The 10,932-nt window shown below is 67.0% G+C and carries 6 protein-coding genes; 2 read left to right on the forward strand and 4 right to left on the reverse strand.

All coding sequences use genetic code 11. The features are described from left to right. Window positions 1–91 precede the first annotated feature (91 nt). From MUO23_01650 to MUO23_01665, 4 genes are all read right to left on the reverse strand, one after another. Window positions 92–1,819, reverse strand: a complete 1,728-nt coding sequence (locus MUO23_01650) for an NAD(P)H-dependent oxidoreductase subunit E (GenBank protein MCJ7511657.1) — start codon at window positions 1,817–1,819, stop codon at window positions 92–94. Window positions 1,820–2,167: 348 nt separating this feature from the next. Beyond that, window positions 2,168–5,011 (reverse strand): formate dehydrogenase subunit alpha, encoded by a 2,844-nt coding sequence (fdhF, locus tag MUO23_01655; protein ID MCJ7511658.1) that lies wholly within the window; start codon window positions 5,009–5,011, stop codon window positions 2,168–2,170. Then, the gene (locus MUO23_01660) at window positions 5,008–6,645 is read right to left on the reverse strand and encodes an NADH-quinone oxidoreductase subunit L (GenBank protein ID MCJ7511659.1); all 1,638 of its coding nucleotides are present in this window, start codon (window positions 6,643–6,645) and stop codon (window positions 5,008–5,010) included. Before MUO23_01660 ends, fdhF begins: the two co-directional genes overlap by 4 nt. Then, a complete protein-coding gene (locus MUO23_01665; protein MCJ7511660.1) occupies window positions 6,645–7,193 on the reverse strand; it encodes an NAD(P)H-dependent oxidoreductase subunit E in 549 nt (182 codons plus the stop codon). Before MUO23_01665 ends, MUO23_01660 begins: the two co-directional genes overlap by 1 nt. A gap of 206 nt (window positions 7,194–7,399) precedes the next feature. Between MUO23_01665 and MUO23_01670 the strand changes: the two genes are divergently transcribed. Both MUO23_01670 and MUO23_01675 read left to right on the forward strand, forming a co-directional pair. Further along, complete coding sequence (locus tag MUO23_01670) at window positions 7,400–9,394, forward strand: serine/threonine-protein kinase (protein MCJ7511661.1); 1,995 nt, start codon at window positions 7,400–7,402, stop codon at window positions 9,392–9,394. A gap of 114 nt (window positions 9,395–9,508) precedes the next feature. Continuing rightward, window positions 9,509–10,648 carry a DUF1786 domain-containing protein gene (locus MUO23_01675; GenBank protein ID MCJ7511662.1) on the forward strand — a complete coding sequence of 380 codons (1,140 nt, stop codon included), beginning with the start codon at window positions 9,509–9,511 and terminating at the stop codon, window positions 10,646–10,648. Window positions 10,649–10,932 lie beyond the last annotated feature (284 nt).

Here is a 10,932-nt window from a genome sequence, read left to right on the forward strand (position 1 = left end):
AGTGGACCCGAGACCAGGCGCCCCGGAACTCATCCCACTGGGTGGGGACCGCGCCCTGCTCCACAGCCGAGTCGTCGTCTCGCCCCATCGGTCACGCCGCCCCGGGTCGAAAGAGCTCCGGCCAGCGCTTCCGGGCGGACTCGATCGCCGAGCTGGCCGTGACGCCCAGGCCGCAGATCGAGGTTTGGGTCATGGTGTAAGCCACATCGTCGAGAGCTTCGAGATCGCCGGCAGTGAGAGTTCCCTCGATCCCGCGCCGGATGATTTCCATCTGGCGCTGAGTCCCCAGCTGGCAGGGGAAGCACTTGCCGCACGATTCGTGGGCGAAGAAGCGCGAGAGGTGCCAGCACGTCTGCCGCAGGTCGCGTTCGGCGTTGATGACCATGAGTACGCCCGATCCAAGCGGCAGGCCCGCCTGGCGGAAGCCTTCGTAGCTCAGGGGTAGCTCCAAGACCTCCGGGCCGGCAAAGGCGCCAGCCGCCCCGCCGAGCAGCACCGCCTGCAGCTCACCGGCCACGCCACCAGCCGTGGCAACCAGCTCTCGCAGGGGAGTCCCGAACGCTACCTCGTAGGTCCCGGGGAGCGCCACATCCCCGGATAGGCAGAACAACTTGGTGCCCGGCGAGTCGGGCGTGCCGACGGAGCGGAACGCCTCCACGCCCTGGGACAGGATCCAGGTGGCCGTGCACAGGGTCTCGACGTTGTTGATCGCTGTGGGCTGCCCAAACAGCCCGTCGGTCACCGGGTAGGGGGGTTTGAGTCGGGGCAGACCGCGCTTGCCCTCGATCGATTCGAGCAAGGCCGTTTCCTCGCCGCAGATGTAGGCCCCGGCGCCGGAGCGCAGTTCGATCTCGAAATGGAAGTCCGATCCCAGGATGTTCTCTCCCAGATAGCCGGCCTGCTGTGCTTCCCGGATCGCCTTCTGCAGGATCCGCTGCGCCCGAGGGTATTCACCGCGAATGTAGAGATAGCCGCGCTCGGCTCCGATGGCGTAGCCGGCGATCGCCATACCCTCCAGCACAGCCCACGGATCGCCCTCCAGCAGAACCCGGTCTTTGAACGTCCCGGGCTCGGACTCGTCGCCGTTGCACACCACATAGCGCCGGCGGGCTTCCCCGGAGGCAGCCAGCGACCACTTCTGTCCAGTGGGGAAGGCGGCCCCCCCGCGACCCTCCAGCCCGGAGGCCTCGATCACCTCGATGACCCCGGCGGGCGAGAGGCTCCGAAGCGCTCGTTCCAGCCCGGAAAAGCCACCGCTGGCCACATACTCCGAGAGCCCGGCCGGCGCTCCCTCATGGCAGCGGGCCGTCAGGCGCCGCGGGGAGCCGCCGATGTGCCCCAACCCAATTTCCTGCGGCTGCGCCAGCCAGAACTCCGGCTTGACAGCCTGCAGATGCCCGACCGGCACATCCCCAAGCAGCGCCGCCGGCGCATGGTCGCACAAACACAAGCAGGCTACTTCCTCAACCTCGAAAGCCCAATCGGATGTGGGTTCTCCCGGCTGGACGCCGAGGGCCAGGCAGACGTCACGCAGCACCTGTTCACCCCCGGCCTGGGCACAGCGCGGGCTGGTGCAGACGCGGACAATGGTCCTCCCGGTCGGCCGGTCGTAGAGCAGGGTGTAGAAGCGAACAACCCCGTGGACCTCTGCCAACGGAACCCGCAGCGTCTGCCCAACCGCAGCCAGCACCTGCTCGCTCAGGTAACCGTAGAGCCGTTGGGCTTCGATCAACATCGGGAGCAACCGCGAGCGATCGGCGCTCCCCTGCAGGGCAAGCCAATCGTGAAGCGGTTGAGGGTCGAGGGTCGAGGGTGTCACCGGGCGGTGGGGTCCTGCTGTGTCCGGGATGCGGTTGAGGTCAGCCAGCGCACCGGCCGGCAGTCGAGGCCTCAGCCTGCCTGGCCACAGTTCCTCAAATTTGTATCAGACAAGTCCGCATTCCGCAATGAACACACGCCGCAGCCCCGGCACCTCGGGGCAGACCGAGGTGAGGTCCAGCCCAGCACCGCAGGTCCTGGCATCCTCCAGGCGAGACATGTCGCTTCCCATCCCCGCTCGGGGCGGGCAAAGGAAGACGGCCTGCGGGGTGGCGACCTCACAGGCCGTTGGGTGGGTCGACCGTGCGCCGGGCTGGGGGAGGTCGAGGCTGAGCCAGAACGCTCCCGCTCAGGCCTTGCCGCGCTTGGGCGCCTCCAGCCGCACGGCGCACACCTTGTACTCGGGGATCTTCGCTTCCGGATCGAGGGCGAAGTCCTGGGTGAGCAGGTTCGCCGGCGCCTCGCGCCAGTGGAAGGCGAGGAAGACCACCCCTGGCGGGACCCGGCTGCCCACCCGGGCCTGGGTGCGAACCTGGCCTCGTCGGCTGGCAATCACCACGGGTCCTGCGTCCCGGATGCCGATGCGCTCGGCGTCCTGGGTGTTGATCTCGGCATGGCCACGCGGATCTCGCCACGAGAGCGCTTCACTGCGGCGGGTCATCGTCCCGGTGTGATAGTGGTAGAGCGAACGGCCGGTGGTCAGAATCAGCGGGAACTCGTCATCCGGGAGCTCGGCCGGGGATTGGGCCTCGATGGGCATGAAGCGACCCTTGCCGCGCGAGAAAGCGGAGGTATGCAGAATCGGCGTACCGGGGTGGTCCTCGCTCGGGCACGGCCAGATCAGGCCCTGGTTGCCCAGCCGGGCGTGGCCGATGCCCCGATAGATCGGGGTGACCTGGCGGGCCTCGTCCAGCACCTCGGCGGTCGAAGCGAAATCCCAGAATTCGGGTGCCCGGGCCATGCCCAGCGCATCGTCCAGCCTTTGGCCGAGGGCACATACGATCTTCCAGTCCGGCCAGGCTTCCCCCGGCGCTGGCAGAATCGGGCGCAGCAGCTGGACCCGGCGCTCGGTGTTCGTCTTCGTGCCATCCTTCTCGAGCCAGGAGGCCGCCGGAAGCACAACGTGCGCCAGCTGGGCCGTCTCGCTCAGGAAGATATCTTGCACGACCAGGAAATCCAGGCTGCGCAGGCTGTGCTCCACGTGCGAGAGATTGGGATCCGAGAGCATCGGGTTCTCACCCATGATGTACAGGGCGCGCACGTTTCCAGCTTCGGCTTCGTGCATGATCTCGACGACCGTCAGCCCGGGCTCGGCCGGCAGCGACTCCACGCCCCAGGCCGCGGCCACATCCTTGCGCTTGGCCTCGTCGGTCACCAGTTGATATCCGGGAAGGTAGTTCGGCAGCCCGCCCAGGTCGCAGGCGCCTTGGACGTTCGACTGGCCTCGCAGCGGGTTGACTCCCGTCGACGGCTTGCCGACCTGGCCGCACATCATCGCCAGATTCGCCAGAGACATTACCACCTGGGTGCCGATCGAGCGCTGAGTCACACCCATCGCATACAAGATGGAGGAATGGCCGCGTGCTTCGGGGAAGGCAGACGCCCCCTGCACCCGCTTGCCAAGGGCATACATTTGGGCAGCTTTCTCGATCAGGTCTGCCGGCACGCCGGAGGCCAGGGCAGCCACCTGGGGCCGGAAATCCTCGATGCTCTCGACAAACTCCTCGAATCCCTCAGTGCGCTCGGCGATGAACTCGGTATCGGCCCACCCGTTGCGCTGGATGACGTTCATCATCGATAGGAAGACATAGATGTCTGCCCCGGGTGTCACCTGCAGATACAGGGTGGCATGGCGTACCAGCGGCACCCGCCGCGGGTCGATCACGATCAGCGTGGCACCCCGCTTGACGGCCCGGATGACCTCGTAGCTGATCACCGGATGCGACTCGGCCGTGTTGGATCCGGTGATCAGGATGCAGTCCGCATCGCGGATCTCGCGGATGGCGTTGGTCATCGCTCCGCTGCCGAAGGTGTTGACCAGCCCGGTTACGGTGGATGAATGGCAGAGCCGAGCGCAATGGTCGATGTTGTTGGTGCCGATCGAGGCCCGCATCAGCTTCTGGAACAGGTAGTTGTCTTCATTGGTACAGCGGGCGGAGGCCAGCCCGGCCACGGCGTCCGGACCATGGTCCTTCGCCGTCTGAGCCAGGCGCTTCGCAACCACGTCCAGCGCCGTGTCCCAGTCGACCGGGACGAAACTGTCCTCGGCCACCCGGGCGTCGAGCACTGAGGTGGCTGGCATCTCCCACGCTTCGGAGATCAGCCCGAGTTCATGCGCCAGGTCGCGTCGGATCAGCGGCCGGGTCAGCCGCTCGGCGTGCGAGGCGTAGTCCCAGCCGAAGCGGCCCTTGACGCACAGAAACTCGCCGTTGACCGGGGCCTGCCGGGTACCCTGGGCATACAGGATCTTGCCATCGCGCAGGGCAAAGTCGACGCGGCAACCAACCCCGCAGTAGCCGCATACGGTGTCCTTATGGGAAAGCTCCCACTCCCGCCCTTGCCCGATCCGGCTGCGCGGCAGCAGGGCCGCCGTCGGACATACCTGCACGCAGTTGCCGCAGAAGACACAGGTGCTGTCGGCCATGGGCCAGTCAAATGGGGTGGCGACATGGCTGGTGAAGCCGCGCCCCGCGATCTCGATGGCGCTGGCGCCGACGATCTCATCGCATACCCGCACGCACTTGCCGCACAGAATGCAGTACTGATGATCGCGGACGAACATCGGGTTGTCGTCCTGATACAGGGTGCGCCCGATCTCGACATCGTACGTGGTCTCGGACAGACCCAGGTCATATGCGAAGCGCTGCAGGTCGCATCCGCCGCTCTTGTCGCAGGTGACGCAGCGCAGTGGATGATCGGACACCAGCAGATCGATGATCTCCCGCCTCATCTCCTGCAGGTGTTCGCTCTGGGTGTTGACCACCATCCCCTCTTCGCACGGCAGGCCGCAGCTCGGCACTGCCGCAGCCTTGCCTTCCACTTCCACGATGCAGAGACGGCAGCCGCCGTTCGGCCGCAGTTCGGGGTGGTGGCACAGATTCGGGATCTCAATCCCAGCGGCCTGGGCGGCAAGCAGCACACTGGTGCCGGGCGCCGCCTGGAGGGCACGCTCGTCGATGGTCAGAGAGATCATTCCACCCCTCCTGGGCGCAGGGCTGACGCCGGGACCATGCCATCCATCGGACAGGCGCCAGCCGGGCAGGTCTTGCCCTCGACGTGCGCCCGGAACTCATCCTCGAAGTAGCGCAGAGCGGTGAGCAGCGGATTGGGGGCGTTGATGCCTAGGCCACACAGGGAGGAGGCGCGCACGGTATCACACAGGGCGCGCAGCTTGTCGATATCGCGCGGCTCGCCCAGGCCGCGCGAGATTCGCACCAATAGGCTGAGCATCTTGCGGGTGCCGACCCGGCAGGGCACGCACTTGCCGCACGACTCGTCCTGGGTGAAGGCCAGGAAGTAGCGGGCGAAGTCGACCATGCAGGTGTGGGTGTCGACCACCACCATGCCGCCCGAGCCCATGATAGCGCCGGTCGCCCGCAGTTCCTCGTAGTCAATGGCGGTATCGAACAGGTCCGCCGGGACGCAGCCGCCGGCCGGCCCGCCCAGCTGCACCGCCTTGAGGGTACGCCCTTCTTTACAGCCACCGCCGATCCCGAGCAAGATCTCCCCCAGTGTCATCCCGATCGAGACCTCGACCAGCCCGGCGCGTTTGATGGCGCCGGTCATGGCGAAGGCCTTGGTTCCGCCACTGCGGGCTGTGCCAATGTCAGAGAACCACCCTGGGCCATTGAGCAGAATGCTGGGGATGCTGGCAAAGGTCTCGACGTTGTTGATGTTGGTCGGCCGTCCCCATAGCCCGGCGACCGAAGGGTACGGCGGGCGCATCCGAGGCACTCCGCGCTTGCCCTCGATGGAATGCATCAATGCGGTTTCTTCGCCGCAGACGAAGGCGCCGGCGCCTTCCTTGATCACGAACTCGAAGTTCATCCCGCTGCCGATAATGTTGGTTCCGGTCATGCCGGCCTCGGCGGCCTGGCGCACAGCCGTGCGCAGGGCGGCCACCGCCAACGGATACTCTGCCCGTACATACAAGTAGCCGGTCTGGGCGCCGATCGCCCAGGCGCCGATCAGCATACCTTCGAGCACCCGGTGCGGATCACCTTCGAGCATCGTCCGGTTCATGAAGGCCCCGGGGTCGCCCTCGTCGGCGTTGCAGATGATGTACTTCAGGGAACCGGGCTGCTTGCGGGTGATCTCCCACTTGGTCCCGGTCGGAAAGCCTGCGCCGCCTCGGCCGCGCAGGCGGGAGTCCTTCACGATCTCAATCACCTTCTCCGGAGGCATCTGGAGCGCTTCTCGGAAGGCTTGATAGCCTCCAGCCGCCACGTAGTCCTCCAGCGAGGTGGGATCAATCACCCCGCAGAGTTGGGTGGTCACCTTCTGCTGGTTGCCGAGGAACGGGTAGTCGGCATGGTCGGCCCGCCGGCTGAGCATCCACTCGGGGGAAATGCCGCGACCGCCTGCCCCGAAATGCTGATCCATGATCGGCATCACGCGCTCCGGGGTCACTGGGCCGTACAGGTAGGTGTTGCCATCGGCCACGATCTCGACCACGGGTTCGCCGTGGCAGGCGCCCAGGCAGCCGGTGCGGTACAGAGCGACCGGGATCTGGCGGCGCTTGACGTAGCCTTCGATCGCCGCCAGGGTCGAGCCGGCCCCGGCCGCCATGCCGCAGGTGGAGGCCCCGATGCGGATGGTGGCCTTCATCAGAACGCCTCCTCATCGGGCAGCAGGATGTCGCCCTGCAGTCGGCGCAGCACTTCCCAGGCCTTCTCCGGGGTCATCCTTCCGTAGGTCCGTTCATTGACGACCATGACCGGCGCCAGGCTGCAGGCGCCGACGCAGGCCAGGGTCTGCAGCGTGATCAGGCCATCCTGCGTGGTCTCGTCCTCCCCGATGCCTAGCTTCTTCTCGATGAGAGCCTGGATCGCCGAGGACAGTCCCACGTGGCAGGCCGTCCCCTTGCAGACGCGGACCTGATAGCGGCCCGGCGGGCTCAGCTTGAACAGGTTGTAGAAGGTGGCGATGCCGTATAGCTGGCTGAGAGGAAACCCGAGTTCCTGGGCGGTGTGCTGCAGTTGACGCTGAGGCAGGAAGCTGTAATGTTCCTGGATTTCCTCGAGCACGGTGATCAGCGCGTCCTGCTTGCCTCGGAACTTGTCGAGAATCTGCAGCAGCTCCGGCGGAGGCGGCTCGGCGAGCGGGTCGCCGGCGTAGACATACTTGCGCATCGGCTTAGGCGCTGGACGCGGCATGGGACCCCACCTCCCTTGTGCAACGCTTCACGAACTCGCGCTTCCACTGGTCTCTCGGAGATCCTCTCACCGGTTCCCCTCCAGGTGACTATAGCACCAGCCGCCTCGCCTCCATACCGACATCCGTCACAGAGTGGACAGGAACTGTCGCCCATCCTGCCACGAGTTTTGTTGACCGCCCACTCCAATCCCTCTACAATTCGCCCATGCCTTTCGCTGCCGGGTCCTTCCTGCATCAACGCTACCGGATCGAAGCCCTGCTCGGCAAGGGCGGCATGGGCGCGGTTTACCAGGCCTTCGACGAGACCTTGCAGATCCGGGTGGCGGTCAAGGAGAACCTGAACTTCAACCCGGAGGCCGAGCGCCAGTTCCATCGCGAGGCGTCGCTGCTGGCGGGCTTGCGCCACCCCAACTTACCTCGCGTGACCGACCACTTCTCAGAGGAAGACCGCCAGTATCTGGTGATGGACTTCATCGAGGGTGTCGACTTGCATGCCCGCGCGAAGCGCCACCCGCCTTCGGTGGACGAAGTGCTACGCTGGGCCGATGCGCTGTGCGACGCCCTGGGTTACCTGCACACCCGAACCCCGCCCATCATCCACCGCGACGTCAAGCCGGCCAACGTCAAGCTGCAGCCCGATGGCACGATCGTCCTCGTCGATTTCGGCCTGGCCAAGGTGTTCGATCAGCATCAGACAACCACCGGTGCCCGCGGCCTGACGCCCGGCTTCTCCCCGCCGGAGCAGTATGGCGGCTCGCGCACCGACGCCCGTACCGACCAGTATTCGCTGGCAGCAACGATCTACGCACTGCTCACCGGCCGACCGCCGGCTGACAGCATTGAACGCATGCTCAAGAAGGAAGAGCTGATCCGGGCGGCGCAGTTTAACCCAGCGGTGCCGGCCTATGTAGACTCGGCCCTGACCGGCGCCCTGGCACTGGAGCAGGATGAACGATTCCCGGATCTCGCGGCATTCCAGCAGGCGCTGGGCGGCCGAGCCCCCGCTCCTACCGTGCGGGCGGCCTCCGCGCCCGCACGGGGGCGACCGCGGTCGCGGCGCGGGCTGTGGATTGCCGCCGGCCTGGGGGGGCTCCTGCTGCTCGGAGCCATCGGGATGGGGGGCCTGGTGCTGCTCGGGCGCGCCGCAGGCGCCATCCCGACCGCCAGCGCGACCCGTCAGGCCACAGCCACCACCGCCGCCACCCTGCCGGTCGTGGCGCCGCCGCCCAGCGAGACGGTGCAACCGAGCGAGACTCCTGAACCCACCCTGCCCGCCACCGAAGCCGCTTCCCCGACGGCGCCGGTCGGCATCGGAGCCGCCCGCGCCATCGCCTTGGTCAGCGATCGCGAGGATGGACGCACCCTTCAGATCTGGAGCATGCTTCCCGACGGCAGTCAGCCGCGCCAAATGACCTTCGGCCCCGGCGACAAGACCCAGCCGCGCTGGTCACCTGATGGCGCGCGCCTGCTGTTTGTCGCCCCCGCTGGCAAAGACGCCCTGGGCAACGACCTCGGCCTGGACATCTGGGCGATGAACGCCGACGGCTCGGGCATCCAGGATGTGACCCTCAGCCCGGGCGATGACACCGACCCGGCGTGGTCATCCGACGGCCAGTCCATCGCCTTCACCAGCGACCGCATCGATCGGAAGGAGCAAGTCTTCCAGATGGAGTCGGGCTGTCTCCAAACGCCGGAAGGCTGCCAGTCGGTTCGGCAGCGCAATGTCTCGGCCGGCTTCGCCGTCGAGTACTCTCCGGCCTGGTCTCCAGACGCTTCGCAGCTTGCAGTGGTCGCCTCGATCAACGGCGCGCCCGGCCGGATCTTCATCCACGACCTGGTCCTGCCCGCGGCTGGGACCCCCGTCCCAATGCCGGCTCAATTCGATCCCCGCGACAACATTGTTGGCGCCGATCACCTACGCTGGTCCGGCGACGGCGCGTTCTTCGTCTTCACCTGGCTCCAGCCCACGACCAACGAGATCTACCTGGTGACGCTCGACAACCCGGCCTCTCCCCGCAAGCTGACCAACACCGCCGGCAACAAGGAACCCGCCCTGTCACCCGACGGCAGCTACATTGCCTTCACCTCCACCCGCGACCAGAACCCGGAGGTGTACGTGATGTCGACCAGCGGGGCGGATGAGATCAACCTGACGAACCTGCCGACCGCTCGCGACATGCAGCCTGACTGGCAACCTTGAGCGCCCGGTCTGCTGCCCGACCCGCGGCCTGACCCTCTCCCCTGCACCCGTGCCCATCTCGACCCCACCACTCCCCGTGGCGGAGAGGGGTTCCGTGATATCCTGCCCGACAGCATGCAGATCCTCGCCGTCGACATCGGCACAGGCACCCAGGACATCCTGCTCCTCCACCCGGGGCTGGCCTTAGAGAACGCCTTCAAGCTGGTCATGCCCTCGCCGACCATGATCATCCGCCGCCGGCTGCAGCAGGCCACGCTGCGCAGGGAGGGCGTGCTGCTCAGCGGCGTGATGATGGGCGGCGGCCCGTGCCACTGGGCGGCCGAGGATCACCTGCGCGCCGGCCTCCCGCTGTATGCCACCCCCGAGGCGGCCCGCACCTTCAATGACGACTTGGACTGGGTCGAGCGCGAGATGGGCGTCGGATTGGTAGCGCCGGACGAAGCCGGAGGCCTCTCGGGCGTGACCGAGATCCCGCTGACCGACTTCGACCTGCCGGCGCTGCGCCGGGCGCTGCAAGCCTTCGGCCTGGTGCTCGCCCCTGCGGCCGTCGCCGTCGCCGTTTTCGACCATGGCGCAGCGCCGCCCCAGGTCTCCGACCGTCAGTTTCGCTTCGACTATCTGGCATCCCAGATCCTGCAGCACAATCGCCTCACCGCATTCGCCCACCGTTCCGAAGACATCCCCTCGAGCATGACCCGCATGCAGGCCGTGGCCCAGTCCGCCGGGGAGCTTGACGGCCCCCTGCTCCTGATGGACACGGCTCCCGCCGCGGTGTTGGGCGCCTCGCTCGACCCCGCGGCCACTCTCCAGCCCAGGCAATTGATCGCCAATGTCGGCAACTTCCACACGCTGGCCTTCCGCCTCGGCCCGCAGGGCATCGAAGGTGTGTTCGAGCATCACACCGGGCTGATCGACCGCACCCGCCTGGAGCAGCTGCTGCTCGCCCTCGCCGACACGACGCTGACGCATCGGGAGGTGTTTGATGACCACGGGCACGGAGCCTGGCTGCGCCCGGGAGTCCCTGCCTGGCGCCTCGGGCCCGACGCCTCGCTGATTGTGACCGGACCTCGGCGGGGTATGCTCGCCGCATCGGCTCTGCAGCCCCACCTGGCGGTTCCCTTCGGAGACATGATGCTGGCCGGTTGCTTTGGTCTCGTGGCAGCAATGGCCGAGCACCTGCCCGAGCTGGCCGAGCCGATCCTCGCCTCCCTTGCTGGCCTGACAGCGGACCGGGCACCCTGGGAGCTCGAATAGTCCCCCCGATTTCGGCCTGGGTCTCGTCCAAAGGGGCCCCTGCCCGCCCCGGCTTGCCCCAAGACTGAACCGTTGTAGACTGGTGCGTGCACGGGTCGCCCTACGCACCAGGGGAGAAGGAGGAGATCGATGCACCGCAGCCGTGTCCGCACTTTCGTCCTAGGGTTGTCGGCACTCGCGCTCGTGGCCCTCAGCTGCAACGTCACGGGGAACGCGCCCTCGATTGATGTCGCCGTCGCCCTGACCCAGACCCAGGCCGCCGTCGGGACGCAGGCCGGCCAGCC

Source organism: Anaerolineales bacterium, from assembly GCA_022866145.1.
Classification (GTDB): domain Bacteria; phylum Chloroflexota; class Anaerolineae; order Anaerolineales; family E44-bin32; genus PFL42.